17 protein-coding genes and 2 pseudogenes are annotated in these 20854 nt (G+C 70.7%); 4 read left to right on the top strand and 15 right to left on the bottom strand.

Features of this window, described 5'->3' with window-relative positions; all coding sequences use genetic code 11:
* Window positions 1–4: 4 nt before the first annotated feature.
* The 12 genes from B9S58_RS22640 to B9S58_RS22585 form a co-directional block, all read right to left on the bottom strand.
* Entirely contained in the window at window positions 5–4402 is a 4398-nt protein-coding gene (locus tag B9S58_RS22640) for a non-ribosomal peptide synthetase (protein ID WP_103533914.1), read from the bottom strand.
* Entirely contained in the window at window positions 4389–4658 is a 270-nt protein-coding gene (locus tag B9S58_RS22635; protein WP_097880146.1) for a phosphopantetheine-binding protein, read from the bottom strand. The genes B9S58_RS22640 and B9S58_RS22635 overlap by 14 nt, the downstream gene beginning before the upstream one ends.
* Before the next feature lie 47 nt (window positions 4659–4705).
* Complete coding sequence (locus tag B9S58_RS22630) at window positions 4706–6298, bottom strand: long-chain-fatty-acid--CoA ligase (protein WP_103533913.1); 1593 nt, start codon at window positions 6296–6298, stop codon at window positions 4706–4708.
* A gap of 47 nt (window positions 6299–6345) precedes the next feature.
* Window positions 6346–6879, bottom strand: a complete 534-nt coding sequence (locus tag B9S58_RS22625; RefSeq protein WP_103533912.1) for an FcoT family thioesterase — start codon at window positions 6877–6879, stop codon at window positions 6346–6348.
* Entirely contained in the window at window positions 6876–7763 is an 888-nt protein-coding gene (locus B9S58_RS22620; RefSeq protein WP_103533911.1) for a TauD/TfdA family dioxygenase, read from the bottom strand. Before B9S58_RS22620 ends, B9S58_RS22625 begins: the two co-directional genes overlap by 4 nt.
* Window positions 7764–7811: 48 nt before the next feature.
* Window positions 7812–8048, bottom strand: a complete 237-nt coding sequence (locus B9S58_RS22615; protein ID WP_097982508.1) for an acyl carrier protein — start codon at window positions 8046–8048, stop codon at window positions 7812–7814.
* Complete coding sequence (locus tag B9S58_RS22610; RefSeq protein ID WP_103533910.1) at window positions 8045–9106, bottom strand: beta-ketoacyl-ACP synthase III; 1062 nt, start codon at window positions 9104–9106, stop codon at window positions 8045–8047. The genes B9S58_RS22615 and B9S58_RS22610 overlap by 4 nt, the downstream gene beginning before the upstream one ends.
* A gap of 41 nt (window positions 9107–9147) precedes the next feature.
* On the bottom strand, window positions 9148–10551 hold the full coding sequence (locus B9S58_RS22605) for an MFS transporter (protein ID WP_103533909.1): 1404 nt from the start codon (window positions 10549–10551) through the stop codon (window positions 9148–9150).
* 153 nt (window positions 10552–10704) lie between these two features.
* Window positions 10705–11454: an aspartyl/asparaginyl beta-hydroxylase domain-containing protein gene (locus B9S58_RS22600; protein WP_103533908.1), complete on the bottom strand. Its 750-nt coding sequence runs from the start codon at window positions 11452–11454 to the stop codon at window positions 10705–10707.
* 183 nt (window positions 11455–11637) lie between these two features.
* On the bottom strand, window positions 11638–12285 hold the full coding sequence (locus B9S58_RS22595) for a DJ-1/PfpI family protein (protein WP_103533907.1): 648 nt from the start codon (window positions 12283–12285) through the stop codon (window positions 11638–11640).
* A 264-nt stretch (window positions 12286–12549) separates the two neighbouring features.
* Complete coding sequence (locus B9S58_RS22590; protein ID WP_103533906.1) at window positions 12550–13071, bottom strand: copper chaperone PCu(A)C; 522 nt, start codon at window positions 13069–13071, stop codon at window positions 12550–12552.
* Between the two features lie 70 nt (window positions 13072–13141).
* A complete protein-coding gene (locus B9S58_RS22585; RefSeq protein ID WP_103533905.1) occupies window positions 13142–15436 on the bottom strand; it encodes a cation-translocating P-type ATPase in 2295 nt (764 codons plus the stop codon).
* A gap of 483 nt (window positions 15437–15919) precedes the next feature.
* Between B9S58_RS22585 and B9S58_RS22575 the strand changes: the two genes are divergently transcribed.
* Entirely contained in the window at window positions 15920–16135 is a 216-nt protein-coding gene (locus B9S58_RS22575; RefSeq protein WP_103533903.1) for a heavy-metal-associated domain-containing protein, read from the top strand.
* 98 nt (window positions 16136–16233) lie between these two features.
* Here the strand turns inward: B9S58_RS22575 and B9S58_RS22570 are convergent, their stop codons facing one another.
* On the bottom strand, window positions 16234–16443 hold the full coding sequence (locus tag B9S58_RS22570; protein WP_103533902.1) for a hypothetical protein: 210 nt from the start codon (window positions 16441–16443) through the stop codon (window positions 16234–16236).
* 296 nt (window positions 16444–16739) lie between these two features.
* Here B9S58_RS22570 and B9S58_RS22565 point away from each other — a divergent pair, with 296 nt between their 5' ends.
* The 3 genes and pseudogenes from B9S58_RS22565 to B9S58_RS22555 all read left to right on the top strand — a co-directional run.
* Window positions 16740–17534 (top strand): hypothetical protein, encoded by a 795-nt coding sequence (locus B9S58_RS22565; protein WP_103533901.1) that lies wholly within the window; start codon window positions 16740–16742, stop codon window positions 17532–17534.
* A 139-nt stretch (window positions 17535–17673) separates the two neighbouring features.
* Window positions 17674–18258 carry a sigma-70 family RNA polymerase sigma factor gene (locus B9S58_RS22560; RefSeq protein ID WP_103533900.1) on the top strand — a complete coding sequence of 195 codons (585 nt, stop codon included), beginning with the start codon at window positions 17674–17676 and terminating at the stop codon, window positions 18256–18258.
* Between the two features lie 263 nt (window positions 18259–18521).
* Window positions 18522–18920: pseudogene (locus B9S58_RS22555) on the top strand (tRNA 4-thiouridine(8) synthase ThiI); the annotation flags it as partial.
* Window positions 18921–18939: 19 nt separating this feature from the next.
* Here B9S58_RS22555 and B9S58_RS22550 read toward each other — a convergent pair.
* Together B9S58_RS22550 and B9S58_RS22545 are read right to left on the bottom strand one after the other, a co-directional pair.
* Window positions 18940–19943: pseudogene (locus tag B9S58_RS22550) on the bottom strand (IS5 family transposase).
* Window positions 19944–20044: 101 nt separating this feature from the next.
* On the bottom strand, window positions 20045–20854 hold an 810-nt coding region (locus B9S58_RS22545), incomplete at its 5' end, for an IS701 family transposase (RefSeq protein WP_107494940.1).

Raw genomic sequence — 20854 nt, 5'->3', positions numbered from 1 at the left:
GCTCCTAGTTCATGGCCGGCCCGTGGCCGGGGTTCGCATCAAGAGTCGGACGGGGTTCGGCGCCAGTTCCCGACTCATGGGAACCGGGTGCGGCCGGGGCCTGGAGGTCGCCCCGGGCCACGCAGTGGTCCAGCTGCCGGAAGAAGGCCGCCCGGTCGATCACCGGGTGAGCGGGCTGGAGGGGACCCTCCGCTGCCGTGAGGCCGGTGCGCACGTGGTCCGCCTGAACGGCTGCCAGGGCGAGGTCTCCGCCCGTGCCGATCGGTGCTTCGGGCAGGGAGTCGAAGAACGCCAGAACCGCTGCAGCGTCCTCGCTGTCCTGCGGTATTCGCTCCCGCCAGGTGTCCAGGGGAAGCGTCTCGACCGCGTAGCCGTACTCGCGCAGCCAGCGGTGCAGGTCTTCCTGGCGCACCGGGGTTCCCGCGTGGTGGTGGACCGCCGCGGCCGGGCGCCGCGTTCCGGGGCCGGTCGCCACGATCTCGGCGGCCACCCGGTCGGCCGGGGTCCACGACTCCTCGGTGAAGAGGTCGGGCACGACGCCGGCGGGTACTCCGGCACGCAGGACCGTCCACAGGAAGTCCTGGCGGTTGACCTTGCCCGTGCCGATCGGTCCGACGACGCGGCCGAGCCGGTGGACGGTGACCGGCAGACCGCGCTCGTCGGCCTGTTCCAGGAGGCGTTCGGAGGCCCACTTGGTCTGCTGGTATCCGTAGCGCAACCCTTGGTGGACGGCGAGGAAGGACTCCGGGAACTCGGGGCTCAGGGCACGGGGCGGGCCGACCGAGAGGGTGGAGACGTAGTGCAGGGGGACGCGTCGCGGTGCGGCCAGCCGCAGGAGGTCGTGGGTGGAGTCGGTGTTGGCCGGGCGGAGCGCGGTGTAGTCGCGGACCACACTCACTGCCGCACCGTTGTGGACGATGGCGTCGACGGTGGTCCCGAGGTCGTCGAACTGCCCCTGCTCCAGGCCCAGAAGAGGCCGGGCGAGGTCGGCCGGGAGCGGGCTCACCCGGCGGTGCTGGTCCGGCGACAGCGACAGGCCGGCCGCCACCAGTGCCGAGTGGATACGTTCCCGGGCTGCTTCGGGGCTCGCCGCCCGTACAGCGCAGACCACCTCGGCAGCGGTGCGGCTCAGCAGTTCGGCGAGCAGGTGGGTACCGACGAAGCCCGTGGCCCCCGTGAGCAGGATTCTCCGGGGCGGCCAGGCGGCCGTGTCGGCCCCCGGTCGGATGTCGGGGGCGAGGACGGTGTCGGCGGCCAGCGTGGACGGCAGTACGGACCCGGTCGCCGGGTCGCCCGGACGGGAACCGGTATCGGCGGCCAGGAACGCGGCGAGGGCGGCGGAAGTGGCGTGCTGGAAGAGCCAGGCCACCTTCACCTCCCTCCCCAGTTCGGTGGCCAGGCGGTTGGCGGCCTGGATGGCCTGGAGGGACTGGGCCCCGCGGTCGAAGACGTCGTCGTGCTCGGTGAGGTCACCGGCCGCCAGCACCTGCCGCCAGACATCGGTGACGGCCTGCGTCAGCGTGTCGTCCCCTGAGGTGGCGTCAGCCGCTCCCGGCGAGAGGATCCGTTCGATCAGGGCGGCGCGGTCCGTCTTGCCGGACGCCGTGCGGGGCAGGCGGGGCAGGAAGCTGAGCGAGGTGGGAATCATCGCCGCGGGCAGCCGGGCCTTGAGGTGGTCACGCACCGCGGAGAGCGAGGGCCGGTCCACGGCGGGGACCAGGTGCGCGGTGAGCCTTCGGGCACCGTCGGGCAGTGCCTGCCCCACCACGGCCGCGTCCTTGATGCCCGGGTGGGCGAGCAGGGCGCTCTCGACCTCGGCTGGCTGGACCCGGTGGCCGCTGATCTTGAACTCGTCGTCCACGCGGCCGAGGTAGCGCAGGAGACCGTCCGTCCCGGCCTCCACGCGGTCGCCGGTGCGGTAGGCGCGTGGCGCGGCGGGCAGAACGTCCAGCCGCACGAATCGCTCGGTGGTCTCCTCGGGCAGGTTTCGGTAGCCGTGGGCGAGCGCGGGACCCAGCAGGTACAGCTCGCCGTCGATCACGGCCACCCGGCTGCCGGGCAGAGGGCGGCCCACGGGGGTGTCATCGGGGGCGAGAGCCGGGTCGTTCAGGTCGGCTGCGGTGGCCACCACCGTTCCCTCGGTCGGCCCGTAGGTGTTGACCAGGCGAACGTCCGTACCGGCGGCCTTGCGCCACCGGGCCGCGCGCCCGGGCAGGGCTGCCTCGCCGCCGATCACGACGGTACGTACGCTGCCCGGCAGGGTGGCCGCTCCGGTGGACAGGGCGTAGGCCACTTCGTGCCAGTACGCGGTCGGCAGGTCGAGGAACGTGACGGCCAGGCGCTCGCACGCGGCGAGGAAGTGCGGGATCGAGTCCGTCATGTCCGGCTCGCGGATCGCCAGGGTGGCACCGGAGCACAGGGTCAGAAAGATCTCCTCGACGCTGGTGTCGAAGTGGAGGGGCGCGAACTGGAGTACGCGGTCGGTGCGCCCGGGCCCGTAGCGGAGGCCGGCGGCGGCGACGAAGTGGGCCAGTGCGCCGTGCCCGACCTCGACGCCCTTGGGCTGCCCGGTGGAGCCGGAGGTGTGGAGCAGGTAGGCCAGGTCGTCCGGCCCCGGCGCGGTGAGCACCGCACGCTCGGGCTCCGTCCCCTGCGGACCGTCGGTCAGCAGGATCTCGCTGTCGGGGAAGAGATGGGCGTACCGCTGCTCGGTGACGACGAGGGCGGGGGCGGCGGAGGAGAGCAGGGCGGCAGTACGGTCCGCCGGGGCGCCCGGGTCGAAGGGGCAGTAGACGGCCCCGGCGACCATGGTTCCGATCAGGACGGTGACGGCTTCGATGCCCCGGGGCAGTGCGATGGCGACCCGGTCGCCGCTGCTCACACCGCGTCCGGCGAGTCGGTGGGCGAAGCGGCGGGCTTCGCCGAAGAGACCGGCGTACGTGAGGCTCCGCCCGCCCTCCTCGACGGCCACCGCACCGCCGCGGCGGGCCGCGTGGTCGGCGATCAGCGAGAGCACGGGGCGTGGCGGTGCGGGCAGCGGGTCACCTTCCAGCACGTGGATCGGTGGTGTGCCGCTGGTGGTCCGCGCGGAGGGCAGGGCGGTGAGCGGCTGTTCGGGCTCGGCGACCGCCTCCGTCAGCAGGGTGAACAGCGCCCTGCGGTGCTCCCTCACGTCGTCGGCGGTGTACAGGTCGGGGTTGGCGTCCACGGCGAAGCGCAGGCCGGTGCCTTCGGAACGGTCGTACACGTTGACGGCGAGGTCGTCGACGGGGCCGGCCGAGACGTTGTGGACGGTGCTGCGGTGTCCGGCGAAACGCAGGTCGTAGGCGAAGGGCATGATGTTGACGCCGGGGCCGGAGAGGCGTCGCCCGCCGCCCACGAGCCGCAGGTCGCGGCGGATCTGCTCGTAGCGGTAGCGCTGGTGCGGCAGAGCGGCGCGTATCTCCCGGGAAACGGTGGTGACCAGGGTCCGCAGACTGTCGTCCGGGACGACGGGGACCCGCAGCGGCAGGACGTTGCGGACCATGGCGGGCACGCGCAGGGACACCGATCCGAAGCGGCCCATCGCGGGCACGCTGAGCACGATCTCCGGCGCCCCGGTGGCGCGGTGGAGATGGGCGGCAGTCACGGCGAGGAGGATCTCTGACCAGGACACCTTCAGGGCCCGGGCGGTGGCTCGCAGCGCTGCCGTCTGTCCTGCGTCGAGATCGGCGGTGTCCCGGAGGAAGGAGGCGGCCGGTAGTGCGGAGCGGTCTGCAGGGGTGGCGACCTGGGGCCGGTCGGCGTACCTGCGGTTCCAGTGGTCCCGGTCACGGATGAACTGCTCGGACGTACGGTAGGTGGCCTCCTCCTCCCGTACGGAGGCGAGCGTGCCGAAGCCGCTCGGGCCCGGCTCGGTGGCGGCCACGAGGGAGGTGTAGAGGTCGGCGACCCGGCGGGCGACGAGGGACAGGCCGAAGCCGTCGAGCGCGATGTGGTGGACGCGGTGGTACCAGAGGTGCCGGTCGGGGGCCAGGCGGAACAGGGCGTGGCCGAACAGCGGGCCGTGGGTCAGGTCAACGGGGCGGGCGATGTCCTCGTCCATCCAGCGCAGTGCGGCGGCGTGGGGGTCGGGTGCCTCGGAGTGGTCGGCGGTGTGGAGGTGCCACCTGGGTACAGCTGTGTCGACCTGCCCGGGGCGGCCCTCCTCGTCCGCCGTGAAGACGCAGTGCAGGGCCTCGGTCTCCTCGACCGCCCGGCGCAGGGCTGCTTCGAAGTGGTCCACGTCGACGGGGCCTTCGATCACCACGTATTCGGCGGTGTTGTAGGCAGGACTGGAGGGGTCGAGCTGGTGCCCGGTCCAGATGCCCTCTTGGGCGCCGAGCAACGGGTGCCGGTGAACGGCGTGTTCAGGCGTCGCCATGGTGTCCTGCTTCCTGTCGTGCTCGCTGCCGTTCGTCCAGCAACTGCCACCAGTGCTGGAAGGTGGGGAGTTCGGCGAGGTCGATGAAGGAGACATCGATGCCGTACTCCTGCCAGCGCTCGGTGAGCGTGACGAGGCGAAGGGAATCGAGCCCCGCGCCGACGGGGTTGTCGTCGAGGTCGACCTCTTCGGGCTCCTCGTGGAGCAGTTCGGCGAGATCGGCTCGGAACTGCTGGAGGGTGAGGGCTGCAGGCATGGTGGTCCCTTCTCCGTGCGCGGTGTGCGGTTGCCGGTGGGCGGCGCTCAGTTGACCTTGCGGTCGGCGTTGTCCCAGAAGCGGTCGCGCAGTTCGCGGCGGAGGATCTTCCCGCTGGGGTTACGGGGCACGTGGTCGATGAACTCGTACTTCGCGGGCAGCTTGAACGCGGCCAGCCGGAAGGTGAGGAAGGTGTGGAGGTCGCGGGCGCGGACGGGTGCTCCGCCCCGGTCGGCGGGGACGACGAAGGCGTGGACGTACTCGCCCCACCGCTCGTCCGGTGCGCCGACGACCACGGCTTCGGCGACGCCGGGGTGGTGTTCCAGGACGTTCTCGATCTCCGCCGGGTAGACGTTCTCTCCGGCCACGAGGATGGCGTCCTTGATCCGGTCGCGGATGAAGATGTAGCCGTCCTCGTCGACGAAGCCGGCGTCCCCGGTGTGGATCCAGCCGTCGACGAGGGTCTCGGCGGTCTTGTCGGGGAGGTTCCAGTACTCGACCATGTGCGCCGGGGTGGCGAGGCAAACTTCGCCGACGGCCCCTGGCGGAAGCACGGTGCCGTGGTCGTCGATCACCTGGACGCGCACACCCGGGTAGGGGCGGCCCGCGGCCTGCATGAGGGGCGAGCCGGGTTCGTGTACGGCGGGCGGCAGGCAGGCGGCGGTGTTGCCGGTCTCGGTGAGGCCGTAGATCTGGGCGAACTCACAGCGGAACACGGCCAGGCTCTGCTCCAGTAGGGTCTCGGAGATCGGGGATCCGCCGTAGACGATCTTGCGGAGGGTGGCGAAGTCGGCCGGGGTGACGCCGGGCCGGGTCAGCATCATCCGCAGCATGGCGGGAACGACGCAGGCGGTGGCGATGCCGAGCCGGTGGATCAGCTCGACCGCCAGGGCCGCGTCGAAGGCGGGCATGGCCACGACGGTGGTTCCGGCGTTGAAGTTCTGCGTGGCCCACCACAGGCCGCCGATGTGGAACCCGGGGATGCCGATCAGCGCGATGTCCCCGGCCCGCCAGTCGATCCAGTCCACGTCCGCCTCGGCCATGGCGTCCGCGATGGCGAAGAAGCTGCGGTGGGCCAGGACGACGCCCTTGGGGAGCCCGGTGGTGCCGCTGGTGTAGAGCTGGGCCACCGGGGTGTCGCGGGTGGCCGGGTACGCCTCGTCGGCTCCGGTACCGGTGGCCTTCCAGAGGGCGTACCCGTCGGCCGTGTCAAGCGCCACGATGTGATCGGGCGGGGTGTCGGGCATGCCGTCCACGACGGTGCGGAACTCCTCCTCGACGAAGAGGAGCCGGGTGGCGGAGTCCTGGAGGATGTGGCTCACCTCGGGTGAGGTGAGCCGCCAGTTGACCGGGACGAGGACCGTGCCGGTCTTGGCGCAGGCGAAGAGGACCTCGTAATAGCGCTCGGACTCCTTGCCGAGGTAGGCGACCCGGTCCCCGGCCGTCAGCCCCGCCGCACGCAACGCCCGCGCGACGCGGTCGCTCTCGCGGTCCAGATCCGCGTACGTGAGGGTGGTGTCGCCGCAGATGACGGCCGGGGTGTCCGGCCGGTGTCCGGCATGGAAGCGGGCGGTGTCGATCAGTGTCGTGAGGCCGTGGTGCAGCCGGTCGCCCGGCTGCGGGCTGTCGGGGGATGCCATGCGTGATGTCCGTCCGGTGCCGGCCCGCGGTGGCGGGCGAGGAGGGGTCAGGTGATGTTGACGAAGGCGAGGGTGGTGTCGCCGTCGCACCGGCCGCCTTGGGCGTCGCCGTAGCGGTAGGCGGTGGTGGCCATGAGCAGCGGCTTGCCGCCCGGTGCACGTCGCTCGACGGAGCGGAACTCCATCTCGCCGTGGAAGTCCCTGGCGTCGATAGGCCGTTGGAAGCGGGAGGCAAAGCGCGCGATGAGGATGTCAGGGAGTTGGTGACGCCAGAAGTCCTCCAGCGTCCAGTGCTCGAAGCCGGTCAGCAGCCGTTCTTTCACCGACTTGGCGACGAGGTAATACATCATCTGGTTGTAGGCGATGTTCACCTCGACCGCGTTCAGATGGCCGGTGTCGTCGATGTAGCAGGACTCCGCGATCGCGAAGGTCGCGCGCACCCGGGAGAGCCCGCCGGGCAGGGCGGACACCTCGGCACTCAGCAGATAGCGGCAGTGGTCCTTGTACGGGGTGAGCACCCGGGGCAGCAGGTCCTCGTCCGTGGCGAAGGCCCGTGTCGCGGTCGTGTCCGTGGCGGTCATGCCGCCTCCAGGCCCGCGTGGAGCTTGCGCTCGTCGTGGACGGTGACGCGGAAGGAGACCGTGGGCTCGGGCGTGGTGGTGTGCCGGGCGCAGTGGATGAGGCTGCGGTTGTCCCAGACGAGCAGGTCGCCCTGTTCGAAGCTCTGGAGGTGGATGTTCTCGTGCTCGAAGGAGCGGTCGAGCTGCCCGGTCGCTTCGAAGAGCCGCTGGAGCAGTTCCTCATCGAGCGGCTTGCCGTCCTCGTCCTCCATGCCGACGGTGAAGCCCTCGCTGAGGTAGAGCACCTTCTCACCGGTCATGGGGTGGGTGAAGACCGTGGGCTGACGGACGGCGGGGGTCTTCTCCTCGACCTCCTGGATGATCTCCGAGAGAGGGCGGTAGACGTCGTGCGGGCGGACCTTGAAGTACTTGCGTACGGAGTGCAGGCAGCGGGTCCCCTCGATCTCGTTCCTGAGATCCAGGGACAGCCTCTCGTAGGCGGCGCCCATGTCGATGAAGTACGTGCCACGGTTCTTGGCCGGTATGACCTGGGGGTAGATCAGGGTGATGCCGAACGGGTCGGGCATGAACTGGTAGTCGGCGTGCCAGAACTTGCCGGTCTTGGGGACGCCGATCTGCTTGCCGTTCTCGGGGACGTTGGAGGAGACGAACACCTCGGAGACGTCGGGGTGCTGGTACATCGGCTCGTAGTACGTCTCGGGGCGGCCGAGTCGGCGGCCCAGCTCCAGGAACGCCTGCGGGGAGAGGTCCTGTCCCTTGAGGACGGCGATCTTGCGTCGGTAGACGGCCTCCTTCAGAGCCGAAATGTCGTCCTCGGACGCCGAGGTGTGGTCGAAGTCCTCTACGGACGCGCCGATGGCGGTGGTGGTGTCGGTGATGCGCATGGTGGCGCTCCTTCTGGTTCGGTGGCGGGGGTACGGGCCGTGGTCGGTTCAGGCGGCCAGGCGGGCGTCGATTAGCTCCGCGGTGGCACCGAGGGTCAGGTCCGGAACGAGTTCGCTGTCGTCGACGGTCACGCCGAGGTGGCGCTCGATGTGGATGCTGATCTCGACCATCGTCAGCGAGTCGACGTCGAGGTCGGCGTAGGTCGCCTCGGGCCGGAAATGGTCGGCGGGAGCTTCGTGCAGGGTGGTGAGGATGGACACCAGTTGCTCGTAGGTGGCAGTCACGGGGCGGATTCCTCTTCGTGGTGGGCGGGTTCGGCGGCCGGGGGCAGATCCGGCCAAGTAAGGAGGCAGGAACCCCAGGTGAGGCCGCCTCCGAAGGCGGTGAGTAGGACCCGGTCGCCCGGCCGCAGGGACCGGTGCGTGTGGTCGTCGGTGAGGGCGAGCGGGATGGAGGCTGCTCCGGTGTTTCCGGCCCGCTCCACATGCGTGGCGCAGCGGTCGGCGGGCAGGCCGAGGTCGGTGGCGACGGTGCGCAGGATGCGGAGGTTGGCCTGGTGCGGTACGAACCGGTCGACGTCGTCCGGGGTCAGGCCGGAGCGTTTCAGCACGGTGCGCGCCGATTCCGTCATCCGGGTCAGCGCATGCCGGAAGACCTCCTTGCCCCGCATCGCGAAGTGGCGTTCAGCGTGTGCGGTACGGGACGGGTCGGCGGGGAGGCGGGAGCCGCCGGCCGCGACAGTGATCATGTCTTCGTGGGCGCCGTCGCTGCCGAGGTCGAAGGCGCTCAACGCCCCGGGCTCCTCGGCGTACCCGGCGCGCAGGACGACGGCTCCGGCACCGTCCCCGAACACCACCGCGTTCTGCCGGTCGTCCGGGTCCACGATGCGGGAATACACGTCCGCGCCGATGACCAGGACACGATCTGCGACGCCCGAGGTGATCAGGCCCGCGCCGGCGGCCAGGGCGTAGACGAACCCGGTGCATACCGCGCCGACATCGAATGCCGCCACCCCGGTCAGTCCGAGCCGCGCGGCGACCAGCGGAGCCGTGGCGGGACATGTCCGGTCGGGGGTGGTGGTGGCCACCACGACGGCATCGGCCCTGTCCGTACCGGAGTTGGCGAGGGCCCGGCCGCCTGCGGCCACGGCCAGGTCGGAGGTGGCCTCGTGCGGGGCCGCGATGTGCCGGGAGCGGATACCGGTCCGGGTGCGTATCCAGGCGTCGTCGGTGTCGAGCCGGGCGGCCAACTCGGCGTTGTCGACCCTGCGCCGGGGCAGCACCCCTCCGACGCCGCACAGCACGGCGGCGCGGTCGGACCGCTCGGCGGAAAGCGCAGTCATCGTTCTCCTGGCCAGCGGTGGGGATGCGGGTGTCGGAGCGTTCACGAGGAGGTCGCCCTCCGGACCATGAGGGCGGTGAGCGCGCCGAGCGCCAAGGCCCCGGACATCACGAACAGAGCGGTCCGGATGCCGTCGAGGAGGTCCGCCGCCGAGGACTGCTGGCCGATGCCGGAGGCGGCGGCGACGAGCAGCGCGAGGCCGACGGCACCGCCGACCTGGAGGGAGGTGGACGCGATCCCGGAGGCGATGCCCTGGTCCCCCGGAGCGATCCCCGAGGCCGCGGCGATCCACAGGGCCGTCCACGCGGAGCCCTGCCCCAGACTGATAAGCACGATCCCCGGCAGCAGCGACAGGTAGGAGCCGTCCGACGAGACGGCGGGAATCAGGGCGAGTGTGCCGACGGCGCCGGCTGCCAGTCCGCCCACCAGTAGCCGCAGCATCCCGAAGCGGGCGACGGCGGGCGGCCCTGCCTGGGTGCCCGCCGCGACGACGACGGCCGGAAGCAGGAAGCAGAGGCCCGTTACGAACGCGTCGTAGCCCCGCACCGCCTGGAAGTACAGGGTGAGGAAATAGGGCAGCGAGCTGAACGTCGCGCCGAATAGGGCCGCGACCGCCGTGGCCATGACCAGCCCCCGGTTCAGGAAGAGGCGCACGGGCACCAGCGGGTCGGGCGCTCGGCGCTCGATGGCGGCGAAGAGGACCAGGAAGACCAGCCCTATCCCTGCCGCGGCAAGGGAAGCGGAACGCGTCCAGCCCTGGGCGGGCGCGTACACCAGCAGGAAGACGACCAGGGTGAGCCCGGCGGTGGCGGCCAGCGCCCCGGCCGCGTCGAAGCGGCGTGTACGGTCCCGGGGCGGATCGGCCGGAAAGAGCATCCGTCCCAGGACGGCCAGAGCGAGGGCCACGGGAACGTTGACCAGGAACACCGAGGGCCAGCCGTACCCGTGGACCAGGACACCGCCGAGCAGCGAACCGAAGCACAAGCCACCCGCTCCGGCGGCGCCCCAGATCGCGAGCGCCCGGTTGCGCACCGGCCCTTCGGCGTACGTGGTGCTGATCAGCGACAGCGTGGCGGGGAACAGCAGGGAGCCGCCGATCCCCTGCGCCGCGCGGACGGCGAGCAGCACTCCGGGCGACTGGGCCAGCCCTCCTACCAGGGAGGAGGCGGCGTATATCGCGGTGGCGAGGACGAACATCCGGCGACGCCCCAGGAGATCGGCCGCACGCCCGCCCAGCAGCAGGAAGCCGCCCGTGGTGACGACGTACGCGCTGACCACCCACTGGAGGTCGTGGTCGGAGAACCCGAGTCCCGCGCCGATCTCGGGCAGGGCCACGTAGACGATGCTGTAGTCGAGGGAGATGACGAGCTGGGCGAGCGCCAGGACGACCACGGGAAGGCCGAGGCGTCGGCGCCCCGCTGTCGGCTCGGCGGCGGTCGCGGACATGATCGTCCCTTTCTGGGAGTGGAGCCGGCGGACGGGCCGGGCAAGAGCGGACGGTGCGTGCGGGCATGCCGGAGACCGCCCCGGCGGGCGTGAGGGGGCGTCGGGAGCACGTCCTGCGTGGGCCGGTGGGCCCTGTGTGGGGCGCGGTGGGGGTCACATGTCGGCGAGGAGCTTCCGTACCTCCGTCACCAGGACGGTCAGCGCCCGGCGTTCGGGCAAGGTCGTCTCGGGATGCCAGAGGTCGACGAGGAGACAGGTCCGCGGCCGGTCACCGCGGTTCTCCGCGTGGTGCTCGAAGGAGTAGTCGAAGAGCAGACAACGTCCCTCTTCCCAACCGCGGGTCTCCCCGGCGACGGTGATGTCGCAGTCGGCCGGGATGTCGACGGCGAAGTGGAGGTTGATGCTGAAGTTCCACAGGTCGCTGTGGGGAGGGATGCGGGACCCCGGCAGGAGTGTGGAGAAGTGGCTTTCCAGGAGAGGGCAGATCAGGCTGTCGGCAACGGCGATGTCCCTGATGACGCCGAACGCGGTGGGGGCCAGGTCGGCGGACGCCGGGTTGAGCTGACCGTCCTGGTAGAGGTAGAGGGACTGCCAGTCGTCCTGGCGGGTCAGGTAGTGCTCGTAGTCGGAGAACGCAGTACGCCGGGTACGCCACGCCCGCTCGTGCTCGGCACGGATGGCGCCGTGCGCGCTCTCCAGCGCGTCGACCAGCGAGCCGATGGCCGGATCGCTCCGCGGATCGTGCCAGGGCCGCTGCGAGATTCCCGGCAGGATCCATTTCGCGCCCGCTTGGAGCGGATGTCTCGGAATTCCTCCTGGCGCCATCATCTCCTCCACCCGCGCCAGCGAGTCGGGGCCGAACTCCGCACGTATAGCGGCGAACTGCTCGTCCGTCGTCTGCATCACGCATTCCTTCCCGCCCGAGCCGAAAGGTCTGGACCATAATGACCCATCCCTAGCGGCAGCGACCTCATCGAGGGTTGGTGGCCGCTTCGTATCAAAAGTCGAACGGGGGTCCGGTCGAGTTCCCGTCATGGGCGAAAGAACTGATCGAATCGGCACACGACGGAGAAGGAACAGCGTGTCTCAGCCGCTCTCTTCCGGTGCGTCGGAGCCGAAGACGGTGAAAAGGGTCTGGACGACCTCGTCCGAGGCCGTCTCCCTGCTTCCCGCGTTGTACGGCGGCTGCGGCGCGTACTCGATGAGAAGTTGCACGGCCTGGGCCACGTCGTCGCCGGAGATCCGGCCGGCCAGCATCAGGGCCATGTCGATACCGGCCGACACGCCGGCACCGGTCGCGTAGTGACCGTCGATGACGACGCGTTCGGGCGTGGGCGTCACGCCGAATTCGGTGAGCTGGTCCAGCGCTCCCCAGTGGGTCGTGGCACGCCGACCGGACAGGACCCCGGCGGCGGCCAGCACCAGCGAGCCCGTGCAGACCGAGGTCATCCAGGTCGCCGTCCGGTCGGCATCACGCAGCCAGGCGTGCAGGGCGCCGTCCGTCATCTGCTCGGCCTGCCCGGGACCACCGCCGATCAGCACCACATCAGGGGCAGGCACCTCGTCCAAGCGCTTCACCACGTCGATCGACAGACTGCCCAGGTCGTTGGTCACGAGCCCGGGATTCTCAGCGACGAAGACGGTCCGGACCCCTGGCAGGCGCCCCAGGACTTCATAGGGGCCGAGAACGTCCAGCGCGGTGAATGCGGGGTAGAGAACGATAGCGACCTGCACGGAAATCTCCTCCGGTGAATCGGCCATGGCACATGCGTGAACACGCGTGGCAATTCAGCCGACGGAAGAGACCGTCATGATCTCCGCTTGGCCTGCTCACCCTCACCGCCCGGAAGCGGACTCAAGGGAAAGCGACGACGTCCCCGTCGGATCAGCTACCGCGCTGTCCCATAAGTCGGGCGCAAGAGCTTCCGGGTTCCCGGCTCGACGGAATTCTTCGCCGGTATCGCGAAAGGCCACGAAGGGCGTTCATTCGCCTCGCCTTCAGGGTGCGGACCCCAGCGTGACCGGCCGGACGTCGGCTTCCACCGTGATCGTCCCGGACCGCTGGAATGCGAGAGTGAACGCGACGCGCTCCCCCGGCCGCCACGAAGGGTCGGAGCGGACGGTCACCGCCGAGCCGTGCGGGGACATCGCTACCTCCCCCTCCGCGGGGATCTCCACGCTCCCGGAGCTCTCCCGGTGGGCCCCGTTCTCCCCGTTCATGCGGTGCACGGTCAGCTCGGCGGCCGAGACCGCCGGCGAGGTGACCGAGAGGAGCCTGTCAGGCGCACCGCCGGTGTTGACGATGCGGAAGTAGGCGTTGGTGTTCCGACCCGGTATCACCGGTAGCAGGACCTGGGCTTCCCTGACCTCGATCTTCGCGGGGCTGCCCGCATGGCCGGCACCTGCCCAGGCCGAGAGGCAGCCGATGGCGACGAGTGAGACCAGGGCGACGACCAGGCCGGTCCCGGTCGCCTCGCGTGCACGGCGCAGACGGGAGGAAGCGGAAGGTGAGGAGTTCATGTACGCGCGGTTCCTCGGCGAGAGACGGATATGAGCTGCGGTGGAGCGTCGTGGGTGGGATCAGTGAGCGTCACACCATGCTCCGTGCGGCGGTACGGGGGCGGGGACGGGACTTACCGGCCGGTGAGGGCTGCCAGGTGCGCAGCCGCAGGCTGTTGGCCACGACGAGGACCGAGCTGAGGGACATCGCGACGGCGGCGACCATGGGGTTGAGCAGGCCGACCATGGCCAGTGGCATGGTCACCGCGTTGTAGCCGAAGGCCCACACCAGATTGGTGCGGATGGTGCCCAAGGTGTGCCGGGCCAGCCGGACGGCGTCCGCGAGCGCCTCGATGTCGCCGCGTACGAGGGTGACGTCTGCGGCGCCGATGGCTACGTCCGTCCCGGTGCCCATGGCGATGCCCAGGTCGGCCCCGGCGAGTGCGGCGGCGTCGTTGACGCCGTCCCCGACGACAGCGACCCGGCGCCCCTCGGCCCGTAGTCGGCGCACCAGTTCGGCCTTCTCCTGCGGAGTGCACCGGGCGTGGACTTCCGCGATGCCGAGGTCCTCGGCGACCGCCCGTGCGACGGGGGCCCGATCACCCGTGGCGAGCACAGGCCGGACACCGAGCCTGCGCAGCCGGTCTACGGCGCGGTAGCTGCCGGGCCGTACGAGATCGGTGACCTCCACGATCGCGGCGGCGGCGCCGTCCACGCGAACCAGCACCGCCGTACGGGCGGACTCATCGGCCTGCTCACATGCGGCGCGCAGTGGGGCGGGCAGTTCGGTGCCGTCCGGTGTCAGCACCTCGACCTCGCGCCCCTCCACCGTTCCGCTCACCCCGTGGCCCGCGGTGGCGCGGAAGCCGGTCACTGCGGGCAGGCCGTCGTCTCCGGCGGCGCGCCGGGCGAAGGTCGTGATCGCGTGGCCCAGTGGGTGCTCCGAGCCCTGCTCCAGCGCACCCGCCAGCCGAACGGTCACGTCCGCGCCCGGGCCGTCTGGCGCGGCGGTGACCCGGCCGACGCTCATGTGTCCGGAGGTCAGGGTCCCCGTCTTGTCGAGCACGACGGTGTCGACGTGCTGGAGCCCTTCGAGTGCCTGCGGTCCACTCACCAGAACACCCAGCCGCGCCCCGCGTCCGGTGGCGGCCATCAGTGCCGTCGGGGTCGCGAGCCCCAGCGCACACGGGCAGGCGACGACCAGAACCGCGACGGCGGCGGTGATCGCGGCCTGGGGGTCGGCGCCGGCGCCGAGCCAGAAGCCGAGCGTCGTGGCCGCGAGCGCCAGGACGACGGGGACGAAGACTCCGGCGACGGTGTCGGCCAGCCGCTGGGCGCGGGCCTTGCCTGCCTGGGCGTCGGTGACCAGCTGGGTGATGCGGGCCAGCTGGGTGTCCGCGCCGACGGCGGTCGCCCGCACCAGCAGCAAGCCACCCATGTTCACGGAACCGCCGGTGACCGAGGCCCCCGGCCCCACCTCCACGGGTTCGGACTCCCCGGTGACCAGGGACAGGTCGACGGCCGAACTGCCCTCCGCCACCTGGCCGTCCGTGGCGACCCGATCCCCCGGACGCACCACGAAGGTGTCGCCGGTCCGCAGCTGCTCGATCGGCAGGAGTGCGTCCGTGCCGCCCCGGCGTACGGTGACCTCCTTCGCGGCAAGGCGGGCGAGCGACCGCAAGGCCGCCCCGGTCCCCCGCCGGGCCCGACCTTCAAGGAACCGGCCCAGCAGGACGAACAGCGGTACGCCCACCGCCGCCTCCAGGTAGACGTGCGCCATGCCATCGGAGGTCGAGGGGACCAGGCTGAACCCCATGCGCATGTCGGGCATACCGGCACCGCCCAGGAACAGGGCGTACGTGGACCAGCCGAACGACGCGAGGACGCCGAGCGAGACCAGCGTGTCCATGGTCGCCGTCGCGTGCCGCAGACCGCTCAGGGCACGGCGGTGGAAGGGCCAGGCGCTAGCCGTCGCGACAGGGGCGGTGAGGACGAAACACAGCCACTGCCAGTTGTCGAACTGCAGGGCCGGAACCATCGACAGCACGAGCACGGGGACCGACAGCACGGTGGTGACGAGCAGACGCTCCCTCTCCCGCCGCGCCTCTTCGCCGGATGCCTGATCGGCCTCGGCGGGCCGTTCCTCCTCTGGCGGCTTCACCAACTCAGCGGTGTAACCGGCCGCGACAACCGCGAAGATCAGCTCCTCCGTAGTCGCCTCCGCCGGATGGCTGACCCGGGCCCGGCCCGAGGCGAGGTTCACCTCCGCCGTGACACCGTCCAGCTTGCCCAGCTTGCGCTCAACTCTTCGGACACAGGCCGCGCACGTCATTCCCCCGACCGCCAGGTCGGTGGCGACGACGACAGGCACCACGTCAGCCGCCATCAGTGACCGCCCCCGTGCTCCATCGGCATATCCGCGTCTCGCGAGGGTGAGTCACTCGTGACCCCGGGGCCATGCATCCCCGGCGCGACCGGCCCCACGGCCCGGCCCACCGCGTAGGCCCCCGCAAACACCACAGCCAACAGCAGGAGGAACGCCCAAAACGCCCCTGGCGGGAGCGAACGGGCGGTCTTCGCCCCGGGCTCAGGCTCTGCCTTCTGCTCCACAGGTGGCTCCTCGCCGTTCGGGACACGAACCGATACACGACGGCTCGCGGTATTCCAGAAGTCGAAGAGAAACCGGCGAAAGTTCCTGGGCATCCGGGTGAACAGCGTCACAGCGCCCGTACGGGTGAAGGAGGGAGCAGGCCTGGGTCGGCGAACGACCCCTGTGGTGACCGGCTCACCGAAACTGCCGCCCGAGTGGCCGGTGAACGCCGACCCTCCGCTGTCCGTATAGGCAGGGGACCCACACAAGGAGCAGAGCATGAACGAGAACCGCTACCGCGTCGCCGGAATGACGTGCGGCCACTGCGTGGCAAGTGTCACCGAGGAAGTCGCCGAGGTACCGGGCGTCGACGCGGTGGAGGTCGATCTTCCCGACGGGACGGTCCTGGTCCGCGGCCAAGACCTCGACGACAACCGGATCCGCCTGGCCATCGCCGAGGCCGGATACACCGTCACCGAGCCGGTAGCGGTCTGACACCACGGTTCGCGATGCGGAGCGATGATCTCCGCACCGCCCGGGACCGGGGTTGGGCGCGGGTCCGGGAAGCCCCACTCCCCGGACCCGCGTGGCCGTCATGCGCTGACGGCTGCGTCGAGGCGGCCGGCCTTGGCCTCCTCGATCAGGGACCCGAACTGGTCCGCGCTCATCTGCACCCGCTGCCCGAAGTCGTCGGTGATCACGATCCGGCGCTCGGGCGAAGCGGCCTCGTCGACGAACAGTTCCGGACAGCCGCAGTTGCAGTTGCCGCAGAAGGTGGCCAGCGGTTCGGGTGATCCGGTCATCGTCCACTCCTCCACATCCATCGGACCCCGGGCAGAGCCAGGAGCCCGAGTACCGAGGTGATGCCCAGCACCTCCGGGCAACAAGCTCGGTCGATGCCGAGCGTGGAGGCACGGTGCATCGGCCGCGTGCACCCGATGCACCCGGAACTCTCAGAAGGCCGGGAACTGGAAGACGGTGCCGTACGACCATTCGGATATCGGCGAGGTGGGCTTTCGGGCAGCAGGGCAAAGCACGGAACACGCCAAAGGGGACCCGGTATGGAGGTGTGGGCGGGGCAGTGCCAGGATCGGGAAACATGTCGGTGGGATGGCGGTTTCGCGCCACACGGTCCGCGCTCTTCGCGGTCGTGTGCGTTTCGCTGGCTGCCCTCGGTCACGCCCTCATGTCCGACGCCCCGCTCCCGTGGTGGTCTCTGGGGCTGAGCCTCGCCGGTGTGGGCATGCTGACCTGGCTCGTCGCGGGAAGGGAGCGAGGCCAGACCGGCGTCATCGCGTTCACCGTCGCGGTGCAGGCGGCCCTGCACGCGGCCTTCACGCTCGCCCAGACCATGCAGCAGACAGCCGTGGGGGCCGACGGCGAGTCCGCCCTCGCGGCCAGATGGGCGGACGCGCTGCTGTGCGGCCCCCACAGCAACAACGCCGCCGCAGCCCGCGCCTACGACGTCGCCGCCCAGGCCGGGCTGACGGAAAGCATGCCGCTGCCCAATCTGGAAGGCGGCTCCTCCGCCATAGCGGCCATGGGGCACGCCTCCCACGGAGCCCATGCCGCCCACGCGGCCCACGCGGCCCAGTCCGCACACGACATGACCGCGATGACCGGGACCGCCTCCTGGGGCATGCTCCTGGGACACGTCATGGCGGCACTGCTGTGCGGACTGTGGCTGGCGCGCGGCGAGCGTGCCGCCTTCCAGATCCTCCGCGCCCTCGCGGAACGCGTCGCCCTTCCCTTCTTCCTGCTCGACGCGCTCCGCCCTCTGCCTTCCGCGCCCCCGGCCTCCGCCTACGACCGCTCCGTCACGCGCCCGCAGTCGCGCCTCCTCTCCGACACCCTCGTCACCCGGGGACCACCCCGAGAGATCGCTGTCCACTGACAGCCGGCACACGTCGGCCGCTCAACGCCGCCGACGTGCACCCCCGTGTCTCCTGCGCGGGTGCGATCTCTCATTCTCCGGACCGGCACACGCCCACAGGCCGCGCCCCGTCCGGACACCCGGAAGGAACCGCAGTCCCATGCTTCCTGCCCAAAGACACACCGGGGCGACGGAGGACGAAGTAACTGCCTGGGCTCTCGGCGCCGCAGCGGGCGACGCCGACGCCTTCGAGCATGTCTTCCGAGCCCTCCACCACGACGTCCGCCGCTATGTCACGGCCCTGGCAGACGACTCACAGGTGGCCGAGGACCTGGTCCAGGAGACGTTCCTGCGTGCCGTGTCCACCGTCCACCTCTTCCAGGGACGCGGCTCGGCCCGCGCCTGGCTGCTGACCATCGCCCGACGAGCGGTCGTCGACAGCCTGCGACGCGCCGCTTCCCGCCCCCGCCTGGCCGACACCCCGGACTGGCAGTTCATCGCGGAGTGCAGTCAGCCGCGCGACCTGCCCGGCTTCGACGAAGGCATCGCCCTGATGTCGCTCGTCGAGGCGCTGCCGGACGACCGCCGCGAGGCGTTCGTCCTGACCCAGCTCCTGGACATGCCGTACGACGACGCGGCCCGCACCAGCGCGTGCCCCGTGGGCACCATCAGATCCCGGGTGTCGCGAGCACGCACAACGCTCTGCGCGATGCTCGACGACAGAACGCCGGCTCTGGCCTGCTAATTGCGGCCGGACTCCGTCATCGCGGTTGTTCGGGGCGAGCCCGTCCCGAACAACCGCGAGACTACGGGTTGTCCCCCAACGACCCGTCACAGCTTGGGAAATGGTGGCGCCGTCCATCAACGGCAGCAGCTTCTGGGCAGGCATCCCCTCCTCCGGCCGCACGGAGGAAGCAATCTCAATGGCTGATCGGCCCTCTTAACGGGAGCCCTGCCAGCCGGTTTGCTGCTGGTTGCCCGCGCTCTGCTTGCTCGTGATCGTGGTTCGTCACCCAGCGCCGACGCATGGTGCGCACCACCTCCGCGCTCGCCGCCCGCACGGGCGGCGAGGCGCTGTTGGCCGGCGACAGCCTGGGGCAGGTCGCCGGCCAGACGCTGGCCAACATGGTCGCCGTGGACGAGGCGGCCGCCTTGCCCGTGCTGCGCCCGCTGCTCGGCTGGGAGAAGCAGGAGATCGTCGACGAGGCGCGGTCCATCGGCACCGCCGATGTCTCGGTCCTGCCCGACGAGGATTGCTGCAGTCTGCTCGCCCCGCGCCGGGTCACCACGCGCGCCGAGCTGCCGCAGCTGCGCAAGGTCGAGCGGCGCCTCGATCTCGACGAGGTGACCGAGGCGCTGCTGGACGAGGCCCAGGTTATGCGGCCGGGAGCGGAGGAGGCGGACTAGGGAGCGTATTTGGTCGTGATCAAGGGGCGGTCTTGGTGAGGTCCTTGATCCAGATCATCGAGGCACGCAGGTGGAGGCCGGCGAGGTAGCTCTCGGGTGTCTTGTCGAACCGGGTAGCGATGCCCCGCCAGGCCTTCAGCCTGTTGATCAGGCGCTCGACGGTGTTGCGCTCCTTGTAGAGCTCGGCGTCGTGGCCGACGGGCCGACCGCCTCTGCTGCCCTTCTTCTTCCGGTTGGCGCCCTGGTCCTTCTTCTCGGGGATGACGGCCTTGATGCCGCGTTTGCGCAGGTGGGCGCGGTTGCCGCGGGAGGAGTAGGCCTTGTCGCCGGCGACCGCGTCGGGCCGGGTGCGGGGGCGGCCGACGGGCCCGCGAACCCGGACCTTCGCCAGCACCGAGATGAACTGCGGGCTGTCGGCGGCCTGTCCCTCGCTCAGGATGATTGCCAGCGGGCGGCACTTGCGCTCGCCGGCGATGTGGACCTTGCTGGTCTGCCCGCCTCTGGACCGTCCGAGCAGTGCCGTCTTCAGACGGAACTTGCGTCTGCGTCGGACACCTCGTCGCTCGTACCGTTCCGGGTCGTCTGTGGTGTCCTGCCCGTCTTGTTCCTTCGGGCCGCCCCCTTTTGCCGGGCCTTCTCCGCCTCCTCGGCGGCCTTCTCCAGGTCGGCGAGCGTGCCGGGGTCGAGGTGCATCCCGGCGGCGTCGTGGTGGGCCCGGACGGTGGTGGAATCCACGCTGACCAGCGACAGGTCCACCTCACCCCGCTTCGCGGCCTCCGCGATCGCGCCCTCCAGCAGGGCCTCGAAGACCCCGGCGTCCCTCCACTGCCGGAAGCGGTTGTGGACCGCCGACCAGGCCCCGAACTCCTGCGGCATCTCCCTCCACTGCCCGCCCGTCCGGAACCGCCAGATCACACCCTCGAACTGGCGGCGCAGCCGCTCGGGGTACGGGCCGTACTCGCCGATCGGCAGGTACGGCCCGATGAACTCCCACTCGGCGTCAGTCAGTTGCACTCGCGTCACGCAACATGATCTACCGGAACAGGCACGACCATGAGGGCGAAGCCCTCAGATTGATCACAACCAGATACGCGCCCTAGTACTCCAGCTGTAGATCGCGATCTTCATGTCTGGGCGGCTTGTCGCTGATAGTGGCTGGCCTGGGATCGGGCCTGGTGGCGGCGTCGCCAATGGGACCAGTCGAGCCGGTGGGTCGCGTCGTGGACGGGCCGGACGGCGAGCGCGGTGAACAGGTGCTGGATCTCGTTGCAGGTGAGCGGTATCAGCCCGTCCGGCTTCGAGTGGCGGGCGTGTTCGTCGGCGCGGACGACGGTGAGGAAGGCGTGGGCGAGCATCGCGAGGGTGACCCAGCGGTGCCAGGACGTCCAGCGTCTGACCTGGTGCTCGTCCAGTCCGGCCAGGCCCTTGCCGGACTGGAAGGTCTCCTCGGCCGTCCATCTGCGCCCGGCGACCCGCACCAGGGTGGACAGCGGAACCCGGACTGCTGAGTAGCAGCGGTAGAAGGCGAGTTCACGGGTGCGCCGGTTGCGGCGGACGAGCAGCTGACGGTGGCCCGGCCGGTCGTCGGCGATGTCGGCCAGGGCCCAGTCGTAGAAGCGGTGCCCCTTGGCGCCGTCGCCGGCGGAGAGTTTCTGCCAGGCCCGCTTCGGCAGCATCTTGACCAGGACGTCGGCCCGGAAGTTGCCAGCTCGGGTGGTGATCTGGTGGTCACAGGCCACGGCGAGCACGTAGCCGGTCTCGCGTCTCTCCAGCTCGGTCCGCAGGTGCGGGTTGCCTCCGTAGACCTCATCGCCCGCCACCCAGGATGCGGCAACGCCGGCGTCCAGGGCGCGGCCGATCATGCGGGCGGCGAGGGCGGGTTTCGTGGCGAAGCCGACGGCGTCGGGTATCCCGGCGGCCCGGCAGCGGGCCGG

Source organism: Streptomyces sp. SM11, assembly GCF_002910905.1.
GTDB lineage: Bacteria > Actinomycetota > Actinomycetes > Streptomycetales > Streptomycetaceae > Streptomyces.
Note: the sequence above shows the minus strand (reverse complement) of the source record. Positions and strands in the feature narration are given on the sequence as shown.